This is a genomic window from Sphingopyxis sp., from assembly GCF_051861155.1.
GTDB lineage: Bacteria > Pseudomonadota > Alphaproteobacteria > Sphingomonadales > Sphingomonadaceae > Sphingopyxis.
Map to the genome: position 1 here is coordinate 104,982 of NZ_JBHYDE010000010.1, position 20,809 is coordinate 125,790.

Consider the following 20,809-nt stretch of genomic DNA (forward strand, 5'->3'; position numbering starts at 1 on the left):
CGGGTGAGCGATCAGGCATCATCGGAGCCCCTGCGCCGCGAGGTCCGGGCTTGGCTCGAGGCTAATCTCGATGGTGATTGGCGGGCCAGGATGGTGGGCGCATCGGGCGAAGCGTTCGTCGCGTTCCAGCGCGCCTGGTTCGCGAAGATCGTGCCGTCGGGGTTCGTAACGGGTCACTGGAGCGCGGACTGGCCAGGCGGGGGACGGTCGCTGGGCGAGCAGGTTGCGATCTTCGAGGAACTCGCCCGCGCCGATGCGCCGCGCCTCGGACTGCATTTCCTCTCGCTGTATCACGCGGCGATGACGCTGCAGGAGTGGGGAACCGAATACCAGAAGGCGAAGCATCTTCCCGAGATCCTGAACGGGGCCGTCTGGTGCCAGGGCTTCTCCGAACCTGGCGCCGGGTCGGACCTCGCCGCCCTGTCTGCTACCGCCGTACGCGACGGCGATGCGTATATCGTCAACGGTCAGAAAATATGGTCGACGATGGGCGCGCATGCGGACTGGTGCATGCTGCTTGTCCGGACCTCGCGCGACGGACCGAAACAAGCGGGGATTACCTATCTGCTCCTCGATATGACATCGCCCGGTGTCGAAGTGCGGCCGATCCGGCAGATCAGCGGCGATGAGGAATTTGCCGAGATATTCCTCGACAATGTCTCTATCCCGATCGTGAATCGCGTCGGCGATGAAGGGCAGGGCTGGGCAGTCGCACAAACGACATTGTCCGCCGAGCGCGGTTTGACTCTCGTCGAGTTCGTCGAGCGGATGAGCGGCTCGGCTGGCCGGCTCCTCGGGACCGCGGTTGCGGAGAGCAAGGACTCCGCGCTCTTTCAACGTTTCGCGGAAACGATGATTCGTCTCCGCGCGCTGCGCGCCCTCGTCGCCCGCCTGATGGAGCGACGCATGGCGGGTAACGAGCGGGACGGCGATGCGTCGGTAGCCAAGCAATTCTACGCTGCGGTCCTGCGAGATTTCACCGAACTTGGCTTACGCGCGCGCGGACTGGAAGGCCAGGTCAGCGACCCCTTCGCCAGAGGCGCGGGACAGGAGACGGGTAACTGGATGTTCGATTTTCTAAACAGCTACATGTGGACGATCGCCGGTGGAACGAACGAAATCCAGCGAAATATCATCGCCGAACGCGTCCTCCGACTGCCGCGCGAACTCGCAGCGTCAACCCGCGCGTGAGCGACATGGCCGAACTGCTTGACGAAGAAGAACTCACGGCTGCGGTCCGAAGCGCTCTGGCGGCGGACGATGCATTGCCGAGCGGCGGCAACATGGGCTGGGAGAAACTGGCGGCGATTGGAGTGCCAGGCCTGACGGTGCCCGGCCGGCTTGGCGGCCTCGAACAGTCCGCTGTACAGCTTGCGGCAGTCTATCTCGAGATGGGCCGTGCGCGCAGCTCCGCCGCAATTTTACCGACCATGATCGCAATCGACATATTGCTGGCTACGAACACGGGTCGCGGCGACGATCTGCTTCGTGAGATTGCGAAGGGCAACGTCCGCTTTGCAAGTCCCGCCGATCCGCGCGTGCGGAGCCTGTCCGCCGCCTGCGAGGGGAGTGATCTCCTTCTCGACGGAACGGCGTCGAACATGACCTTCACGACCGGCGCCACCCACGCACTACTGGTAGCCGACTTCGAGGGGGCCGATGCCTGGTTTTCTGTCGCGCTTCCTCTCGCCGTCCGTGCGGCGGAGCAACCCTTGTGGGACCAGTCGCGCAGCATGGGAGCGTTCCGCTTCGATCGCACCCGCATTGCGGCCGATCAGCATCTGCTGCTGGCGGAGCGCCGCGAGACGCTGGACGATCTGATCGTCAGCCACTTCGATCTGGGTATCGCGGGCGATTCGGTCGGCGGCGCGCGGCAGATTTTCGAACTTACGCTCGAATATGTCCAACTGCGCCATCAGTTCGGCCGTGCGATCGGGAGTTTCCAGGCCATCAAACACCGGTTAGCCGACCATTATACGATGATCGAGGCGGCCGACGCGCTCTACGGTCATGCGTGCGTCGCACGCGCCGAGGGCGCATCGGATGCATTGGAAGCGGCGAGCGCTGCCAAGCTCTTCTGCTGCGAAACCTATCGCAAGGTCGCCACCGACGCGATCCAGCTTCACGGCGGTATCGGCTTCACCTGGGAGCATGAGGCGCATCGGTTCCTGAAACGGGCGCTGCTCAACGAGCAACTCGGTGAACCGCCCGACGCGCGGCTGGCCCGGCTCGGACATGAGGCGCTCGGCAATGGCACCACACCTGCACCGGAGTCGGAAATGGCGCGTGAAGGACTATCATCTTGATCAAAATCGAGAATCCGGAAGAGGGCATTCGGCGTATCGTCCTTGCGCGACCCGATCGGGCCAACGCGCAGAATAATCGCCTGCTCTATGACCTCGACAAGGCGCTGACCGACGCATCGCGCGACCCGGCCGTGCGCGTCATCCTATTGGCCGCGGAGGGACGCCACTTTAGCGCCGGCCATGATCTGGCGGACTTCGACCCGCATCTCGCCGATGTCGATCTCCGGGGCGTCTGGGGCGGGTTCGATCAGCCGGCGCAGGAAGGCTATATGGCCTTCGAGGAAGAAGCCTATTTCGGACTCTGCTGGCGCTGGCGCAACATCCCCAAGCCGCTCGTCGCCGAAGTGCAGGGCAAGGTGATCGCCGCTGGCTTGATGCTGGTGTGGATTTGCGATCTGGTGGTGGCGAGCGAGGATGCGACGTTCACCGATCCGGTCGTCGGAGCGGGCTTCAACGGCGTCGAATATTTCGCCCATCCCTGGGAATTGGGTCCCCGCAAGGCCAAGGAAATGCTGTTTACCGGACAGGGACTGACCGCTGCGGCGGCAGAGCGCGCCGGGATGGTCAATCGCGTCGTGCCGCGCGCCGAACTGGAGGCGCATTGTCTCGAGCTGGCGCGGTCGATCGCGGCGATGCCGCCGATGGGGACGCGCCTTGCGAAGATGGCCGTCAACGCCGCGCAGGACGAGCAAGGTTTCTACTCCGCGCTGCGCCACGCCATGGCGATCCAGCATCTGGCGCACGCGCAGCAATGGGCACTCCACGGCGTGTCCGCAGACCCCGGCGCCTTCGACAAGATCGGCGCCATACTCAAACGAGGGCCCTTGGATGACTGAAGCGAATGCGGGTGGTGAGGCCGTCCTGATCAGCAGGCGTGAAGGCGCTGTCGCCATTATCGAGTTGAACGATCCTGCTCGCCGCAATGCGCTGACGAGCGAAATCAAGTCCCTTCTTGGCGCCGCGATCCATGGTGCGATTGCGGACCCGGCCGTACACGCCTTGATGATAACCGGGCGCGGCGGCGCCTTTTGCGCCGGCGCGGATGTCGCGAGCCTCGATGATCGCGCCGCGGTGAGCACCCGCGCGCGCGTGCTCGGTAGCCAAAGCTGGCTGCTCCCGCTTCTCGCGTGCGACAAGCCGGTCATCACCGCTATCGATGGTCCCGCCGCCGGTGCCGGCTTTGCGCTCGCGCTCGCGGGCGATGTCATCTGCGCCTCCCATGCCGCCGTGTTTCGTTCGAGTTTCCTCGGAATCGGCGCGGTCCCGGATCTCGGCCTGGCTTATCTGTTGCCCCGCGCCATCGGGCGATATCGCGCACGCGATATTCTCCTGCGAAACAAACGCGTCGATGCCGCCGAGGCTGCCGATCTCGGTATCGTTGTGCATCTGTCGCAACCGGACAAACTGTTCGACGAAGCGCTTGCCATTGCGACCGAACTTGGCAGTGCGCCTTACGCCGTGGGGCTGGCGAAGCGCCTTCTCAATCGCGGGGAAGAGATGTCTCTTGAGGCTTTTCTCGAGTTTGAAGCGGCCATGCAGTCGGTTGCCTTCGGCAGCGAGGACTTCGCTGAAGGCGTGACGGCGTTTCGTGAAAAGCGGCGGCCTGCGTTCGCGTCGCATTGAGGGGCCGCACCGTCGCCGCTGCGTTCGATCGGGCGCCGGTTGCGTTGAACCGGGATCGCCCCTATTCCACCTGTGGCGCGAGAAGGGGTCGCGGTTGAAGCGGGAGTACCGGGCAAAAAATGGCTTTAGTGCCGAACGAACGTCAGCTGCTCGAGTCCATCGTTCCCCGCTTTTCGACGTCCGGCAACAAGCGGGCGAGCGGTGTGGCCGACGCCATTCGCGAGGACATTCTCGATCGCAACCTTGGCGTGGGGCATCCGATCGGTGCCGAGGTCGATCTGATGCGCCAATTCGGCGCCAGCCGATCGACGCTACGCGAAGCCATTCGGCAGCTCGAGGCGCATGGCGTGGCGCGGACACGGCGCGGCGGCAATGGCGGATTGTTCGTCGCCCGAACGGCCGAACAATTTTCGATTCAGGCGATGGCCACCTATTTCGAGATCATCGACGTCAGCGTCGACGAATTGTTCGAAGCGCTCGAAGCGCTCGAGACGCGGGCCGCGATCCTCGCCGCCGAGCATGGCGATTTCGCCCAAGCCGAGCATCTTCGGCAATTGATGGACGAGCTCAACGCGAGCGATCCCGAGACGGGTTCGGTGGCGATCCACATGCGGATTCGCGAATTGATCGGGACCATGTCGGACAATCCGGCGCTGGCGGCATTCAACGCGGCCATTTATCGCTCGATAGTCGAAAGTATCGCGGGCGAGCTGAGCCTCGCCGAGTATAATTTCGAGCAGGATTTTCAGGTCGCGCGCGCGACCAAACAGGCGGTGGTCGAACGGGTCATCGCCCGCGATGCCGCCGGTGCCGAGAATGCGATGCGGACCGATATTGCCCTGCGCAAGAAAAGTGTCACGGCGGGGTTCGCGAGCTTGCACGAAAGTGAGGCACGCGAAGGCCTGCTGCCCGAGCAGCAGAAAAGCCCGGTAGGCGAGGGTTATAGTCCCAAGCTTGCCCAGACCGTCGCCACAAGGCTGGCGCATCGGCTCGTGCACGGCGATTTCGAGTTCGGCGATCATTTGGGCACCGAACCGGATCTCGTCGCTCAATTCGGGGTGAGCCGCGCCATATTTCGTGAAGCGATCCGCATTTTGGAATTGCATGGCCTGCTGTTCACGCGCCGCGGAAATCGCGGCGGACTGTTGGTGGGGCAAGCGAGCCCGGCTTACACATTGCGCGTAGCGGGCGGCTATTTGCGGCATCTCGGATTGGCCCGTGTCCATCTCGACGAGCTTCGCGGAACGATTGCGATTGCGGTCGCCAGTCTGGCGGCGGAACGCCGGACGGCATCCGATCAGGACATGTTGCGCAAGATGCTGAGGCATCAGCATGAATGCGAAAGCGGTGAACTGATCGAGGCGGCCGCGATGATCCAGATCTTTGTCGCCGATATCAGCGGCAACCGGGCGCTCGCGCTCTTTCTGAGGGTTATCATGGCCGCGATCTGGCCGTCGCTGCCACCCGAACTCCCCGCTGAAGTGATCGAAAAACTCAACGATAGCCATCGCAATCTCGTCGAGGCGATCATTGCGGGCGACCCGGCGCTGGCGCGCCGATTCATGGTCGACCACGTCCGGCTTGCTCATCCCTGGTCGACGCTGCGCTAGGAAGGGTGGGTTCCAAACGCCGACTTGACTCGATGAATAGGATACTGTTTAAACTGCTTTCGGAGCGGAATGCCGCCCTCCGAAGCAGCAAGAGTTGCAGCCGACATGGACTATGGGAGCCAGTTACGGGCGTTTCTCGACCCGTCTCATTATAATTCGCTGCGGTCGATCGAGGCCTCGGGCGTTGCCCTACATCCTAATCTCAGCGTGATGCATCAGGGCACAAACTGGCATCGCGCCGGGGTTGTCGCGACGCCAGAGCAGCATGCGGCGATCCGCCAAGCCGAACGCGCGATCTTTCCGGACGGCTTGTCGTTCACCGAAGCGCGTATCTGGTCGGCCGCCGCTGCCGACACGATCTTCTGCGAATATCGCTGTGCGGGAGAAACGTGGAATGGCATCCCATTTGCAAATGGCGGCCTCGCGATCTTCGAATTCGACGATGGGGCTTTGCGGCGCGTCCGAAACTTCCTGAACACCGCCCATGTCGAACAATGTCTGGCTGGGTGGGCTGAGCAGCTACCCGTCGAGACGCTGCTTCACCTCCCCGGCTACCACAGCGCCGCGTTGCCGCCGATCGACTGGCGGCCGTGGGCGCCGTCGCCATCGGCAACCCTCGGAAGCGATCCGACGCCGGTCTATGCCAAGCCCTTGACCCACGGCCAGCGTGCGATGCTGCATTTCGGCCGGCATGTCATGGGCGAGGAGGCGCCCTTTCCCGTTTCGCCCGACGGCTATACTGACTTCCAGGGGACATGCTGGGTCCTCGCGGGCCGGTCACCGGCGGAATCGCTGTCGATGGATCCAGCCAGCCCCTATACCACCGCGCTCATCCGCATGTTCACGCCGCCGGGACAGGATGACGAAATCTCGCTCGCCTTCACGCATTTTTCGACATGGGATGCGGCGGACGATAGCTCGACGGCTTTCATGGAATGGGTCAGCCAGGCGACCTTCTACACGGGCCGCACCTTTCGCAATCACGGCGCGACAGTCCTTACCTTCGACGATCGGGGCAACCGCGTCGCGCACCGGGAATATACAAATACCGCCTATGCGGAAGCGATGACGAACCACGGCGACTTTCGAGCATTGGTGGGAGATGCATTCGAAGGCCTCGCGGCGGCGGCGGACTGGGATCTGCCCAGTTCGGCCTGGCATCCGCTTCCCATCGGACCGTAGGCGCGGATCTTCACCGACGACCTTGCCCATCCCATCATCAACGAGGCTGCCATCATGACACAAACACCTTCCCCTGAATTCGCGAACGGTTTCGCGCTCGTCGCTGGAGGCAGTGGCGGGCTCGGTGCCGCTGTCGTGGAAGAGCTGGCGCGCCGCGGCTCGGACGTCGCGCTCACCTATTCGACCAACCGCGACGCGGCCGAGGCCGTGGCCGAACGCGTACGGGCGGCCGGCTGCAAAGCGCTTGTCGGCCAGGTCGACCTTCGCGACCCTGAGGCGATCGACGCCTTCACGAAAGAGGCCGTCGCACAGCTCGGCCGGCTTCATTCGGTGGTCTATGCGGCGGGACCGGCCTTCAACTTTGCCTATATCAACGCGATTCAGCCTGCCGAATGGGCGCAAACCATGCGCACCGATGTCGAGGGCTGCTTCAACCTGGTCTGGGCGACGCTCCCGCACGTCAAGGCGGGGGGCGGCGGCAATTATGTGGCGGTCATCACGGGCGCGGCCGACCGTCCGCCACCCAAGGACATCATGTCGGCAGCGCCCAAGGCCGCGATCCAGTGCCTCATGCGTGGCCTTGCCCGCGAAGAAGGCCGCTTCAATATCCGGGCCAATTGTGTCGGTCCGGGCTGGATCGCCGCCGGACTCGGCGCGCACTATCTCGATAACGACGAGCACGCCAGTTATGTGCGCAAATTCACCGCCCAAATCCCGCTCCAGAAAGCCGGCGAGGCGTCGGACGTCGCGGACGCCGTGGTCTTCTTCTTATCCGAGCAGTCGCGGTACATCAGCGGTGCCTCGCTTCCGGTCGCGGGTGGATTGCAACTGTAGCGGCGCCGGGGCGCAATTTTCGGGGACGAGCGATTATGGGAATGTTGGATGGGAAGGTGATGGCGGTCACCGGTGCGGGCAGGGGCATCGGGCGGGAGATTGCCTTGCTGGCCGCGCGCGAGGGCGCAACGCTTGTCGTCAACGACCTCGGTGGGACGCAGGAGGGCGAAGGCGCCGATCGCGGACCGGCCCTCGAAGTCGCTCAGGAGATCGAGACGAACGGTGGACGCGCCATTGCTAATTCTGCCGACATTTCCTCTCCCCAGGGAGCGGCTTCGATCGTCGAGGATGCCGTGCGGACCTATGGTCGCCTCGACGCGCTGGTGAACAACGCTGGAGTGCTGCGCGACCGCATCTTCCACAAGATGAGTCAGCCGGATTGGGACGATGTGATCCGCATCAATCTCAATGGATATTTTTACACGTCAAAAGCCGCCGCGCTGCAATTCAAGGAACAAGGCAGCGGCGCATTCGTCCACTTCACTTCGACCTCGGGACTGATCGGCAATTTTGGTCAGGCGAATTACTCGGCTGCAAAAATGGGCGTAGTCGGGCTGTCGAACTCGATCGCGCTCGACATGGCGCGTTCGGGCGTAACATCAAATTGTATTGCACCCTTCGCCTGGAGCCGCATGACGGCGACGATCCCGGCGCAGAATGATGCCGAGCGCGAACGGGTCGAGCGCATAAAATCCATGTCTGCCGAGAAGATCGCGCCGCTCGCAATATTTCTGGCCTCCGACGCCGCAAAAGATGTGACCGGGCAGATTTTTGCCGTTCGCAAGAACGAGATATTTCTCTTCTCGGTTCCGAGGCCGATCCGTTCGATGCATCGATCGGAAGGCTGGACGCCGGAGAGCATTGCTTCCGATCTGCTGCCCGCCTTTCGGCCGAGCTTTCATAAGCTTGAGCGGTCGGGCGACATTTTTGCCTGGGATCCGGTATAGTCCGATGCCTTTCGATCCCCAGTATCTGCTCAGCCTTCCTCCGCGCACGACGACGCAGCAGTTTACCCGGCGCGATACGCTGCTCTACGCGCTCGGTGTTGGCGCGGGTCAGGAAAGCGACCCGGCCGAGCTCAAATTCGTTTACGAGGGAGCGCTCGAGGCGCTTCCGACCATGGCGGTGGTGCTGGGATATCCGGGATTTTGGCAGAAAGAGCCTGAATATGGCATCGACTGGCGCCGCGTGCTGCATGCCGAACAATCGGTCACATTCCACAGTCCGTTGCCGGTCGAAGGGACTATCCGCGGCGAACTGACGATCGATGAGATTATCGACAAGGGGCTGGAAAAGGGCGCTCTGCTTTATTCCAGCCGGCGGGTGTTCGAAGCGCAGGAAGACCGGTTGCTCGCCACCGTGCGACAGGTTTCGTTCCTCCGTGGCGATGGGGGCCAAGGCGGCTCGGCCGCCGTGTCGCCCCGTCCCCATATTTTACCGAGCGGCGACCCCGACCTTCGCATCGAACTGACCGTGCGCCCCGAGCAGGCGCTGCTCTACCGGCTCTCCGGCGACTATAATCCGCTCCACGCCGATCCCGATGTCGCGATCCAGGCCGGTCTCGAACGGCCGATCCTGCATGGGCTATGTACATACGGGATGGCAGGCCGGGTGCTCCTTCGCCAATTATGCGGTAACGAGCCGAAATATATGAAGCGGCTCGACTGTCGCTTTACCGCTCCGGTGTATCCGGGCGAACAACTCGAAATGTCGATCTGGCGTGAAGGCGACCGGCAGGCTTTCTTCAGAGTGAATGTCGTTGGGCGAAACGTCGTCGCACTCGATAATGGCTATGTTGAAATAGGAGAATGAAGGAGATTCGGAGCCGCTGGATTAACCCCGATGGCCTTGTCTTCGAAGGCACCACGATAAGGCCAATGACGGCCATGCCGTTTCCGGTTCCGGACTGACACCATGCGCACGCCGCTGCTTCTCGATATTGCCGCCGACGCCTGCCCCGACCGCATCGCGCTCGGACCGAAGGAAAACGGCTGCAATTTCGACGCCTATCGCGCGCGGGCGGGCCAGGTCGCGGCGTGGCTTGCGGACAAGCGCAACCCGAACACCGCCTTCCTTGGCATGAACGGCGACATTTTGCCCGTCCTTCTCTTCGCGAGCGGGATGGCGGGTTCGCCCTTCGTGCCGCTCAATTATCGCCTCGCCGATGCAGATCTCAACAAGCTGGTCGTGCGCAGTGCTCCGGCGGTGCTGATCGCCGATGACGACATGCTGGCGCGCCTAGCGCCCGTCGATGACGTAGAGGTGATCGCGCGCAGCCGTTTCGAAGCAGAATTCATGCGCGGACCGATACCCGGGAAGGTCGACCTGCCCAAGACCGAGCAGGACGTTGCCGCGCTCCTGTTCACCAGCGGCACCACCGGCGACCCGAAAGCCGCGGTGCTGCGCCACGCGAACCTCACCTCCTACGTCATGTCGACCGTCGAGTTCCTCGGCGCCGACGAGGACGAAGCGGCGTTGGTCAGCGTACCCGCTTACCATATCGCCGGGATTTCCGCGATCCTGACCGCGGCGTACGGCGGCCGGCGCATCGTCTACCTGCCGGGCTTTACCGCCGAGGACTGGGTCGCCACGGCAGCCGCCGAGGGCATCACGCACGCGATGGTGGTGCCGACGATGCTCGATCGCATCCTCGACGTCATGCAGGCGACCGGCGAAATGCTGCCCGCGCTTCGCGCGCTGTCTTATGGCGGCGGCAAGATGCCCGAGGCGGTAATCGCGCGCGCGCTGGCGATGTTGCCGCATGTCGCCTTCGTCAACGCCTATGGTCTCACCGAAACCAGTTCGACGGTCGCGCTGCTCGGCGCCGACGATCATCGCGCCGCTTTCGCCTCCGCCGATCCGGTAATCCGCCGCCGCCTGGCATCGGTCGGGCAGCCGCTGCCGAGCATCGAACTCGAGATCCGCCGCGAGGACGGGTCGGGCTGCGGCATCGGCGAACATGGCGAGATCCATGTCCGCGGTGAACAGGTCTCGGGCGAATATCTGCACAAAAAGGCAGTCGCCGACGACGGCTGGTTTGCGACCAACGACGCCGGATGGATCGACGAAGGCGGTTATCTCTTCGTCGAGGGGCGGCTCGACGATGTCATCGTGCGCGGCGGCGAGAATATCTCGCCGGGCGAGATCGAGGATCTGCTGCGCAGTTTCGACGACATCGCCGACTGCGCCGTGCTCGGTATCCCGTGCGAGCGCTGGGGCGAAAAGATCGTCGCGGTGATCGTATCGCGGTCGGGCTCGCCCGACACTGAGGCGATGGCGGCGGCGATCCGCAACAAGCTGCGATCGACCAAGACCCCCGAGGCATGGTTCGTCCGCGACGAGCTTCCCTATAACGAAACCGGCAAGCTGCTGCGCCGCGTTTTGAAAGCCGAACTGGCGGAAGGGGCTGCGCCGATCAGGGAAGCGCGATGACGTGGTCCGATCTTCTCCCCGACCATTTGGGAGCCGACCGTCTGTCCGCCCCAGGCGGTGAACCCGTGCTGACGGTCGACGCCGCGACATGGCGGCGGCCGAGGGTGCCGATTCAGGCGGTGGTGATCGGAATCGATCGCGCGGGTGCGCTCCCGGCGGCGGTTGCCGAAGATTTCGACCTGCTGCTGACCACGGCCACCGCCGCACCGCGGCCGTGGGTGTCGGTCGGCAGTTTTGCACGGGTCGACGACCTCGCCGACGCGGTGCGCGCCAATCCGCTGGCGGCAACGATCGCCGCACAGATATTGCGGCTGACCGTCAGACTGCCACTCGCTGATGCGTTGACGGTCGAGTCCCTCGCCTACTCGGCGCTGCTCGGCGGCGCCGAATTCGCGCGCTGGCGAGACGCATTGACAATCGACAGGCGGCTGACGACGCCTTCCGATCCGGTGGCAATCGAGCGCAGTGGCGATCGGTTGGTCCTGACGCTGAGCGACCCCGCCAATCGAAATGCCATGACCGCCGCGATGCGCGAAGCGCTTCACGAAGCACTTGCCAACGCGCTCGACGATCCGACCGAGCCGGAGGTTTGTCTTCGCGGTGCGGGCAAATGTTTCTCGACCGGTGGAGCGCTCGCCGAATTCGGCACCGCGCGCGACTTGGCGGAGGCACATGCCGTGCGGACATTGCACAGTTGCGCCCGCGCCCTCGATGCCTTGGGCGCACGGGGTACGGTGCGGTTGCACGGCGCCTGCGTCGGCTCCGGGATCGAAGTAGCGGCGGCGGCGCACCGCCGGATCGCCGCTCCAGACGCATGGTTCCAGCTACCCGAAATTTCGATGGGGCTGATCCCGGGGGCGGGGGGTACGGCAACGGTCGCGCGGGCAGTCGGACGACATCGCACCTTGTGGATGCTGCTGTCGGGCCGGCGCATCCGCGCGGACATGGCGCTCGACTGGGGGCTCGTGCACGCGGTTGAGGACGATCCGTGACCGCTTTGCTTGATGCCGTGGCGACGGCTGGCGACCGGCTGGTCGCTGCTTCCCCAAAGCGGATCGCCTTCGACCCGCGCCGCGCGCTTTCGCGGCGCGACGATCTGGCGCTCGCCGAGCCCGGCCTGTGGTCGGCGAACCGGCGTAGTCGCCTGGTGCCTTGCAGAGACGGCTGGATGGCCGTGACATTGGCGCGTGACGAGGACCGCGCTCTTGTGCCAGCCTGGACAGGTGCGGGGTTCGAGGACGAGCCTTGGCAAGCGATATTGCGCACGGCGGCCGGGCGTGAAGTCAGCGAAATGGTCGCGGCGGGCACCGAATTGCACCTGCCCGTTGCCCGGCTCGTCGAGGCAGAGCCGCTGGCGGCCCCCGCTCTCGCGCCCGGCAAGGCCATCGACGGCCTTGTGCTCGATCTGTCCGCCCTTTGGGCCGGCCCTTATTGCGGCGCGCTGCTTGCCGAGGCGGGCTATGCCGTGGTGAAGATCGAGAGTCCGGCTCGGCCCGATTCGACGGCGCAGTATATGCCGCAGCTCGACGCGCGACTGAATGGGGCGAAGCGGCGATGCCAGATGGCGCTAAATACCCCGGAACTGTTGGCGAAGATCGGCGAGGCGAGGGTGCTGATCACCTCGGCGCGGCCCCACGCGCTCGCGCGGCTGGGACTCGACGAGGAGCGTCTGTTTGCAATCAACCCCGATCTGTTGTGGGTCGCGATCACCGCGCATGGCTGGTCGGGAAAGGCGGCGACGCGCGTCGGCTTTGGCGACGACTGCGCCGCGGCGGGCGGGCTGGTGCGATGGAATGAGGACATCCCGCATTTCGTCGGCGATGCGCTCGCCGATCCTTTGACTGGAATGACCGCGGCGACGCTGGCGCTTGAGGCGCTGGCGCATGGACTGCGAGGGTTGCTCGATGTCTCGCTTGCGCGGACGGCCGCGACTTTTGCAAGGGAGGCGGCGTGAGCGAGCAGTTTGACCTGATCATCCGCAATGCGCTTGGCGCTGACGGGACAATATTGGCGATCGCGGTGCGCGAGGGCCGTATTGCCGCCATCGGCCCGTCCGTGGAAGGACATGGTCCGGAATATGATGCGCTTGGCCTTACCGCGGGACCGGGCCTGCACGACCACCATATCCACCTGCTCGCCACCGCGGCGCGGCTGGAATCGGTCGATCTGGCCGATTGCCGCACAGACGGCGCGGTGGTTGCAATGCTGCGGGCCCGTGCCGGTACGGCCGCGACCTGGGTTCGGGCAATCGGCTATGACGAACGCATCGCGGGATTGCCTGATCGTCATTTGCTCGACGCCTGGCTGGCGGACCGACCTTTGCGGGTGCAGGACCGGACAGGTGGCTATTGGCTTCTCAACAGCGCGGGGGTCGCCTTGCTCGGTTCGCCTCCCTTTCCCGCGTGCGTCGAATGCGACGCCGCGGGGCAAGCGACCGGGCGCATCCGGCGTGGCGACGCGTGGCTTCGCGAACGGATCGGCGGGGCGTCGCCCTCGCTGGCACCTCTGGGTGCGAAGCTTGCGCAATGGGGTGTGACGGCGGTGACGGATGCTGGGGCGTCAAACGGGCCCGCCGAAGCCGCATTGCTCGCCGGGGCGATGCCGCAGAGATTGGTGATGATGGGGACCGAGGGGCTGCCTGCCGGTCCGGAATATAGCCTCGGCCCGGTCAAATTGCTGTACGACGAAGACGAACTCCCACCGCTGGAATCGGTCGTTACACGCATTGCCGCGGCTCGCGCACTTGGCCGTCCCGTCGCGGCGCATTGTGTGACGCTGGGCGAACTGGTCTTCTATCTGGAGGCGTTGTCGGCCGCGGGCGGCGCGCGACCGGGTGACCGGATCGAGCATGGCGGGGTGATACCAGCCAGCTTGATCGACGATATCGCGACAGCGGGGCTGACAATCGTTACCCAGCCCAATTTCATCCACGACCGCGGCGATCGCTATCGCGCGCAAATCGATGCGGACGAATTGAGCGATCTATATCGGCTCGGATCGTTGATCCGTGGCGGCGTGCGGGTGCTTGGTGGGTCCGACGCGCCTTATGGCGACGTCAATCCATGGATCGCGTTGCGGGCGGCGACGGACAGGCGGACACGGGACGGCGCGGTGATCGGCGCGGACGAAGCGGTGAATCGCGAGGAGGCCTTTGCACTATATCAAAGTGCGCCGCTGGCGGTGGGCGGGGCGGCAGACTTGATGTTATATGACTGGCGCGATGAGTTCGGTGCACAGGCGCGCGTTGGGCTGACCATGGTCGATGGGGCAATCATTTGGGGCGCCGAGACTTAGGCAACGGGCGCGACGACGGTACCGAATCTCGCCTATGAGCGTCTATATCGACCAGGCGCCGTTACCCTTTCCGGCGCTGGCCAGCCATTCGGCCTATGACCTTGATCGTATTGAGGTGCTGAAGGGACCGCAGGGAACGCTGTTTGGGCAGAATTCGACTGGCGGCGCGATCAACTATATCGCTGCGCGGCCGACCGAGAGGTTCGAGGCCGGGGGCGATATCAGCTTCGGTCGCTTCAACGCGATCGACGGAACCGCCTTCGTCAGCGGTCCGATCGCGGAAGGCCTGCGAGCGCGGCTTGCGGTGACCGGCGCCAATTCCGACGGCTGGCAGTACAGCATCACGCGGCCCGGTGACCGGAACGGCGCCACGAGCTACGTCGCCGGACGGCTTCTTTTGGACGCCGATATTTCCGATACCTTCAAACTGTCGCTCAACCTCAATGGTTGGCGCGACAAGTCCGAGCCGCAAGCGCAGCAACTGATCGCGATCCGCACGGTGGGACCTGCGGGCGCTGCGGCCAATTTTCTCGCCGCCAGTTCGGTGTTCGCGCCGGATCGCGCGCGCGCGGCGGACTGGAGCACCTTGGTAACGGACCCCGCGACGGGCACGGTCAATCCCGATGGCTCGCTCGTACCTGGAACAGCGCGGCCGACCGTCTTCGATCCGCGGTCGAACAAGCGGCTCCTCCAGGCGGCCCTTCGCGCCGATCTTGAACTTGGCGCAGATGTCACGCTGACGGCTCTGACCTCCTATATCGATTATGATCAGGACCAGCGCACCGACGGCGATGGGAACACATTGGTCACCTTCGATCTCCAGAAGGGCAATGGCACGATCACATCCTTCAATCAGGAACTGCGACTTGCCAACGGGGCGACCGGGACATTCCGCTGGCTGGTCGGTGCAAACTATGAGGACAGCCGCACCTTTGAAAATCAGCTCCTGCGCTATTTTCACAACAGCAATTACAATCCGGCGCTCTTCTATATCAACGCCTCGGAGGTCACCAACCGGCAGGATATCCGCAACTACGCCTTTTTCGGCAGCGTTGAATATGACCTCTCGGCGCAATTCACGCTTAAAGCTGCGGCGCGCTACACCAATTCGCGCATCGACGACGTGAATTGCGGATCGACAATTCCGGGCGGCAATGTGGACAAGATCTTCGGCACAACGTCGCCGAGCGCCTGCTATACCTTCACCCAGGCCTTTACCAACGGCCCTCCCATCGTTCAGCGTCTTTCGGAAGATAATATATCGTGGCGTGCCGGCATCGATTATCGGGCCAGCGACGATGTCCTTGTCTATGTGAATGTCTCGCGCGGGTACAAGGCCGGCAGCTTTCCGAGTCTCGCGGCGGCTTCCTATATTTCACTCCAGCCCGTGGTTCAGGAAGAAGTGACCGCCTATGAAGCCGGCCTGAAGGCCACGCTTGCCGATCACGCGGTGCAATTTAATGCCGCCGGCTTCTACTATGATTATCGCGACAAGCAGATTCGCGGCAAACTGATCGAAACACCCGATATTTTCGGGACCCTCGACACGCTCGCCAATGTGCCAAAGTCGCGCATCTACGGATTTGAGACCGACGTCACCCTACGCCCGGTGCCAGGACTGACGATCGGCGGCGGCGTTACCTACCTCAACTCGCGGGTGCAGCAAGGGCCGCCGGCGCCCTACAACTATAATGTGTTGGGCCTGCCGGACAGCTTCGTCGGGGACGATCTGCCATTTACGCCAAAATGGTCGGGCGTGCTCAACCTCGATTATCGCCTGAACGGCGATGGCTCGGGAGGCCCCTTTGCCGGCTTGACCCTTAATGCCCGGTCCGCCTCGGACTCGGCGCTGGGCGGCAGTCGGCTGGTCTTTCCCGCGGGTCCGACGACCGTTGTGCGGCCCGGCGTTACCTATGTGTTTCGCAACGATGGCTACGCAACCGTCGATGCGCGGCTCGGATATGAGGGGCCCGACGGTGCTTGGCGCGTCATGGTCTGGGGCAAGAATATCCTGAACGAATATTATTGGACTGCGGTGATTCCCTCGGGGGACTCGGCTGGCCGGTTTGCCGGTAAGCCGGCGACTTACGGCGTCACATTATCCTTCAAGACCCGCTGAAGGCGGTACGGCAGGGATGCGGGGATCACCCAAGCTCTCCAGGATGGGTCCGCCCGCTCCCTGCCGGATAAAGAAAAGGCATCATCGATGAATTACCCGAAGAATTTTGACCCTGAAGGCTATTGTCCGGCGAACGAGCATCCCGATTGGAATCAGAGCTTCTATTTCAATTTTTACGACCCCGCGACCCAAACCGGAGGATTTATTCGCGTCGGAATCCTCGAGAACCGGAAGGAGGCCAATCTCTGGTTCATCTTCTTTCGCGACGGGCGGCCGCTCTTCACGCGGCTCAACATGAATCTGCCCTATACGCGCGAGCGCCTTACGGGGGGGCTCACGATCGCGGACGTAACCCTTCGATCGATCGATCCGCTTCGCAAGGCCGAAGTCTTGTTCGACAACGACCAGTTCAAGGTCGCGCTCGAATGGGATGCGATCCTGCCGATGACCGACAGCATCGAATTGACGGGGGGCGGCGGCGACGATGGATTTGCGAAGGAAATGTCGCACTATCATCCCGAGGGAACCTGCCGCGTGACGGGCTCCATCACGCTCCGCGACGGCGAACGGATCCCGATCGACGCGAAGGGCTTTCGCGATCTCTCGGTCGGACCCCGAAACTGGGACTATATGCGCCATTACCGCCTGGCGTGGCCCATCTTCGATAACGGCCTCTCGATCGTGGCCGTTCACGGCTTTTCGACGACCGGCAAGGACGCCTGGATGCGAATGGTCGGCAAGGACGGCCGGTGGCTGGCGGTCACTGACGTTCGCGAGCGGATCGAGTTCGAAGACGATGATATCACGATGCGCACAGGCGAGTGGCAGGTTACCGATGCAGACGGGGACACGCATGAATTCACCAGCCGGCGCATTTTTCGCTGGACCTTCCCCTTCGATACCTTCGTGGTAACCGAGCATATGATGGAATATCGTCTTGCGGACGGCACACTCGGCTACGGCCTCGGCGAGTGCGGCTTCCGCCTTCCGTGGGCCGGAAACAACGAGAATATATGATGTTGCTGCCTGTCGATAAAAGTTGCCCCCCGCCGCAGTGGATCGAGGCCGTGCGCGCGAAATTTCCGACCGAGCGCGAATGGGACCGCATCCTGACGGGTAAGCAGGAACGCCGGAGCGGGCCGGGCTATGCGCCGCTCGCCGTCGGCGACATTCTCGAGGCGCTTCAATCCTTCTTGCGGCACGAAATCGAAGGCGAATTTTCGCTTAGTGATGCGGGATGGCTGGCCGGCGGCGCCTCGAAGCTCCAGATCGCTTTCACCCTCGGATGGGACAAGCCAGGCGAGGGCAGGACCAGCGAACGGCTGGTCCTGCGCATGGAGCCTCCCGAATCGGCGGTCGAGACGAGCCGGCGCCGTGAGTTTGAGCTTCTCCGCGCCATGCAGGGCGTCCTGCCCGTTCCCGCCGCCTATTGGGCGGACCCGGACGCGCGCCACATGCAGTATCCCGCGCTTATCTGCGGTTTCGTGAACGGGGTGACCAAGCCGAGCGGCATCACAAGCTCGGTGACAGGCATCGGGATCAATTTCGGGCCGCATTTCCGTGCAGGTTTGGGCAGGGCGGTTGTTCGAGACATGGCGCGAATGCACCGGTGGGACTGGACCAAAGGCGATTTGCCATCATTCGACCGGCCCAGCCCGGGAACCGAGGCCGTCGAGTGGAATCTCAACCATTGGGCAAGGGTCTGGGAAGAGGATTGCAACGAGGATGTCCCGTTCGTCACGGAACTCGCCCACTGGCTGAAAAGAAATATGCCCGCGATTGACCGCATCTCGCTCACGCATAACGACTTTCGTTCGGGCAATTTTCTCTTCGACGAGAAGAGCGGAGAAATTACGGCTTGGCTCGACTGGGAGCTCGCCCATCTCGGCGACCGGCATCAGGAGCTCGGCTTTTTCGCCGTCGAAAATATGGGCCACCTGAGCGAAGACGGCCGCACCCATCTCGCCCACGGCCTCATGCCGATCGAGGAAATGCTCGAGACCTATGAACGTGAGAGCGGTTTGCCGGTCGACCGTCGAAAGGTCGACTATTACAGAGTCTTCTTCTGCTACCGCGCGGCCGTGATCATTCTCGGCACCTGCATTCGCGCCGCTGCCGGAGGCAAGACGCACCAGGATCTCACGGTCGCCTGGCTTTCCGCTTTCGCCTATCGGAACCTCGACGAGGCCCGCGAAATCCTCGGGAGGATCGGATAATGGAACTCCGCCCTGAATTTCTCATGCCGATCATCGCCAAGACGCTGCGCGACGTGGTCCTTCCCGCCCTGGACGAGAACCAGCAGGTTGCGGCTGAGCAGCTCAAGTTGGCGATCGGCTTTCTTGACATCATGGGACTGCGCGCGCCGCTGCAGTCGAAGTTCGACGAAGACGAGCACCGCCGGCACGCCGCCCTCGCTGGTGAGTTGCGGGCGCTTATCTCCGAGGCGAAGGTGAGTCTGCCGGCGTCGGCGTTCGCCGAACCAGTTGGGGACGAGGCGTCGCTCGTGACGCGTACCCGTTCGTTGCGCCGCGAAATCGCGACATTGATCGAAGCGGGCCACACGTCCGGAATCGAATCGCTTTCGCAGGCCGTTCACGACCGGGTCCTGGCCTTTGCAAGCGTGCAACTCAAACGCGAACGCGCATGGGTCGAGCCAATGGGCTTCGAGGGCGGCGCGGCGAAGCTTACGCCTGTCGAAGAGCAATTGCAGAGCCGCTAAGCCCTTCTCCTTCGCCGGCTATCTGTCGCGCTCTGCGAATATCCCGTTTCCGAGGCCGATATTGGCCATGAGAAAAATGGTTATCGACGTACCTCGGCGCGAACCTTAGGGGCTGGCGCACCTGCAGACGAATGACGAGATTGCCTCAGTCTGGTTCTATCTCTCGAATATATTTGAAATATATGGGTTTGGCCCGCAATTTCGGATTCTCCCAGGATCGCCTTGACCAGCGGCGATCGGCCGTTGCCGGTCGGCCAGCCTTGTAAGAGGGCATGGCTGCCGGCACTGACGAGGGGCGAGCGGACCGGACGGGTCGGAAACGCCGGTCGGCGCGCCATGGGTCGCAATGCCAACGATTGACGCTGCGCATGCCTTTGCGCTCGACGTCTCACGAGTGAGGGATAGGGAAGGCCTCGCGGATCTCTTGCAGGAAGCATGCGCGCGAATGGGCTGCTCCTGGTTCGCGCTCAGCCATCATATCGACTTCCTGGCAGCTCCGGACCGGGGCGTCCGCGTCCACAATTACCCGGAAGAATGGGCGCTTTGGTTTGACGAACAACGGCTCGGCGTCACCGACCCCGTCCACCGCGAAAGCCAGCGCAGCATGTCGGGTTTTCTTTGGCACAATATGAAGACTGAGCGACCCGAGGACGACATGATACTCGCCGAGGCGCGCCGGCACGGCATCGGCGACGGGCTCACGGTGCCCGCCCATCTTCCGGGCCATGCGCATGGCTCCGTTTCGTTCGCATGGAAACCGGGCGCCGTTGCGAGCGCCGACGCGCTGCAATTCGCGCGGATGATTGGCGGACCCGCCTTCGATGCGGCGCGCCTGATCGCCTATCCCGATCTAGCGCATATTGGCCCTCGTCTAACCCGCCGGCAGCGCGAGGTGTTGATCTGGTCGGCAAAGGGCGAGTCGGTCCGGAGGATCGGTCTGAGGCTCGGCCTTAGTCCGGACACGGTGCGCGAGCATCTTCGCAACGCGCGGCAGCGCTACGAGGCGAACGGCGGCATCACGCTGACGGTTCGGGCGCTCTACGACGGAGACATCAGCTTCGAGGACATCGCCAAGCGTTGAGAAAAATCGGCGACACCCCCCTATCATGCTATGGTGTGGGGGCGAAAAGCCCTTCAATTGGAACGCCTCTTTTCAAACGGAGGCAAATCCATGCTGCTGATAGGCGAGCACGGCCTCGGGACCCGCGAACGGCGGCTTGGCATAAACGACCCAGCGCTTCTTCCGAACCGGTGACAGATGCCGCAGGAACGCGCGTCGTTCGGCGAGATGCGTGAGGCTGCCAAAGAGGGCGAGCTGCCCGCGGTCATGGAGCGCGCGCAGCCGGGTTAGGAACAGGCGTCGGAACAGGGCACCAAGCACGCGGACCGGCAGCAGGAAGGCGGGGCGTGCGGGTATCCAGCGTGTTCCATCGCGCGAGATGCCGCCGCCGGGCACGATCATGTGGATGTGCGGATGATGGGTCAGCGCCGAGCCCCATGTGTGAAGCACCGCGGTGATGCCGATCCGGGCGCCGAGGTGCTTCGGGTCGGCGGCGATGGTCAGCATCGTATCGGCCGCGGCCTTGAACAGCAGGTCATAGACGAGCGCCTTGTTATAATAGGCGATGGCGGCGACCTCGGCAGGCAGGGTGAACACGACATGGAAATAACCGACCGGGAGGAGGTCGGC

18 protein-coding genes and 2 pseudogenes are annotated in these 20,809 nt (G+C 63.5%); 19 read left to right on the plus strand and 1 reads right to left on the minus strand.

Annotated features, from left to right (window positions below; all coding sequences use genetic code 11):
- Positions 1-3 precede the first annotated feature (3 nt).
- From ACTIFP_RS16585 to ACTIFP_RS16675, 19 genes and pseudogenes are all read left to right on the plus strand, one after another.
- On the plus strand, positions 4-1,191 hold the full coding sequence (locus ACTIFP_RS16585) for an acyl-CoA dehydrogenase family protein (protein WP_439569799.1): 1,188 nt from the start codon (positions 4-6) through the stop codon (positions 1,189-1,191).
- Positions 1,192-1,196: 5 nt separating this feature from the next.
- A complete protein-coding gene (locus tag ACTIFP_RS16590) occupies positions 1,197-2,306 on the plus strand; it encodes an acyl-CoA dehydrogenase family protein (protein WP_439569800.1) in 1,110 nt (369 codons plus the stop codon).
- The gene (locus tag ACTIFP_RS16595; RefSeq protein WP_439569801.1) at positions 2,303-3,142 is read left to right on the plus strand and encodes an enoyl-CoA hydratase; all 840 of its coding nucleotides are present in this window, start codon (positions 2,303-2,305) and stop codon (positions 3,140-3,142) included. Before ACTIFP_RS16590 ends, ACTIFP_RS16595 begins: the two co-directional genes overlap by 4 nt.
- The gene (locus ACTIFP_RS16600) at positions 3,135-3,929 is read left to right on the plus strand and encodes an enoyl-CoA hydratase/isomerase family protein (protein ID WP_439569802.1); all 795 of its coding nucleotides are present in this window, start codon (positions 3,135-3,137) and stop codon (positions 3,927-3,929) included. The genes ACTIFP_RS16595 and ACTIFP_RS16600 overlap by 8 nt, the downstream gene beginning before the upstream one ends.
- Before the next feature lie 119 nt (positions 3,930-4,048).
- Positions 4,049-4,240: pseudogene (locus tag ACTIFP_RS16605) on the plus strand (hypothetical protein); the annotation flags it as partial.
- Between the two features lie 111 nt (positions 4,241-4,351).
- The gene (locus tag ACTIFP_RS16610) at positions 4,352-5,539 is read left to right on the plus strand and encodes an FCD domain-containing protein (protein WP_439569817.1); all 1,188 of its coding nucleotides are present in this window, start codon (positions 4,352-4,354) and stop codon (positions 5,537-5,539) included.
- A gap of 210 nt (positions 5,540-5,749) precedes the next feature.
- Positions 5,750-6,721, plus strand: a complete 972-nt coding sequence (locus tag ACTIFP_RS16615; RefSeq protein WP_439569803.1) for a hypothetical protein — start codon at positions 5,750-5,752, stop codon at positions 6,719-6,721.
- Positions 6,722-6,775: 54 nt separating this feature from the next.
- Positions 6,776-7,555, plus strand: coding sequence for an SDR family NAD(P)-dependent oxidoreductase (locus ACTIFP_RS16620; protein ID WP_439569804.1), 780 nt, complete (start codon positions 6,776-6,778; stop codon positions 7,553-7,555).
- Positions 7,556-7,590: 35 nt separating this feature from the next.
- A complete protein-coding gene (locus ACTIFP_RS16625; RefSeq protein ID WP_439569805.1) occupies positions 7,591-8,502 on the plus strand; it encodes an SDR family NAD(P)-dependent oxidoreductase in 912 nt (303 codons plus the stop codon).
- Positions 8,462-9,367, plus strand: coding sequence for a MaoC/PaaZ C-terminal domain-containing protein (locus ACTIFP_RS16630; protein WP_439569806.1), 906 nt, complete (start codon positions 8,462-8,464; stop codon positions 9,365-9,367). Before ACTIFP_RS16625 ends, ACTIFP_RS16630 begins: the two co-directional genes overlap by 41 nt.
- A 102-nt stretch (positions 9,368-9,469) precedes the next feature.
- Positions 9,470-10,987, plus strand: a complete 1,518-nt coding sequence (locus ACTIFP_RS16635) for a class I adenylate-forming enzyme family protein (protein WP_439569807.1) — start codon at positions 9,470-9,472, stop codon at positions 10,985-10,987.
- Positions 10,984-11,979 (plus strand): enoyl-CoA hydratase/isomerase family protein, encoded by a 996-nt coding sequence (locus ACTIFP_RS16640; protein ID WP_439569808.1) that lies wholly within the window; start codon positions 10,984-10,986, stop codon positions 11,977-11,979. Before ACTIFP_RS16635 ends, ACTIFP_RS16640 begins: the two co-directional genes overlap by 4 nt.
- Positions 11,976-12,941, plus strand: coding sequence for a CoA transferase (locus tag ACTIFP_RS16645; protein ID WP_439569809.1), 966 nt, complete (start codon positions 11,976-11,978; stop codon positions 12,939-12,941). Before ACTIFP_RS16640 ends, ACTIFP_RS16645 begins: the two co-directional genes overlap by 4 nt.
- Entirely contained in the window at positions 12,938-14,281 is a 1,344-nt protein-coding gene (locus tag ACTIFP_RS16650) for an amidohydrolase family protein (RefSeq protein WP_439569810.1), read from the plus strand. The genes ACTIFP_RS16645 and ACTIFP_RS16650 overlap by 4 nt, the downstream gene beginning before the upstream one ends.
- Positions 14,250-16,400 (plus strand): TonB-dependent receptor, encoded by a 2,151-nt coding sequence (locus tag ACTIFP_RS16655; RefSeq protein WP_439569811.1) that lies wholly within the window; start codon positions 14,250-14,252, stop codon positions 16,398-16,400. The genes ACTIFP_RS16650 and ACTIFP_RS16655 overlap by 32 nt, the downstream gene beginning before the upstream one ends.
- Positions 16,401-16,487: 87 nt before the next feature.
- Positions 16,488-17,417: a DUF7064 domain-containing protein gene (locus ACTIFP_RS16660; protein ID WP_439569812.1), complete on the plus strand. Its 930-nt coding sequence runs from the start codon at positions 16,488-16,490 to the stop codon at positions 17,415-17,417.
- On the plus strand, positions 17,414-18,616 hold the full coding sequence (locus ACTIFP_RS16665) for a phosphotransferase family protein (RefSeq protein ID WP_313911282.1): 1,203 nt from the start codon (positions 17,414-17,416) through the stop codon (positions 18,614-18,616). The genes ACTIFP_RS16660 and ACTIFP_RS16665 overlap by 4 nt, the downstream gene beginning before the upstream one ends.
- Positions 18,616-19,119 carry a hypothetical protein gene (locus ACTIFP_RS16670; protein ID WP_439569813.1) on the plus strand — a complete coding sequence of 168 codons (504 nt, stop codon included), beginning with the start codon at positions 18,616-18,618 and terminating at the stop codon, positions 19,117-19,119. Before ACTIFP_RS16665 ends, ACTIFP_RS16670 begins: the two co-directional genes overlap by 1 nt.
- Positions 19,120-19,465: 346 nt before the next feature.
- Positions 19,466-20,200, plus strand: coding sequence for a helix-turn-helix transcriptional regulator (locus ACTIFP_RS16675; protein WP_439569814.1), 735 nt, complete (start codon positions 19,466-19,468; stop codon positions 20,198-20,200).
- Between the two features lie 99 nt (positions 20,201-20,299).
- On the opposite strand, the pseudogene ACTIFP_RS16680 reads toward ACTIFP_RS16675, so the two are convergent.
- Positions 20,300-20,809: pseudogene (locus tag ACTIFP_RS16680) on the minus strand (IS91 family transposase); the annotation flags it as partial.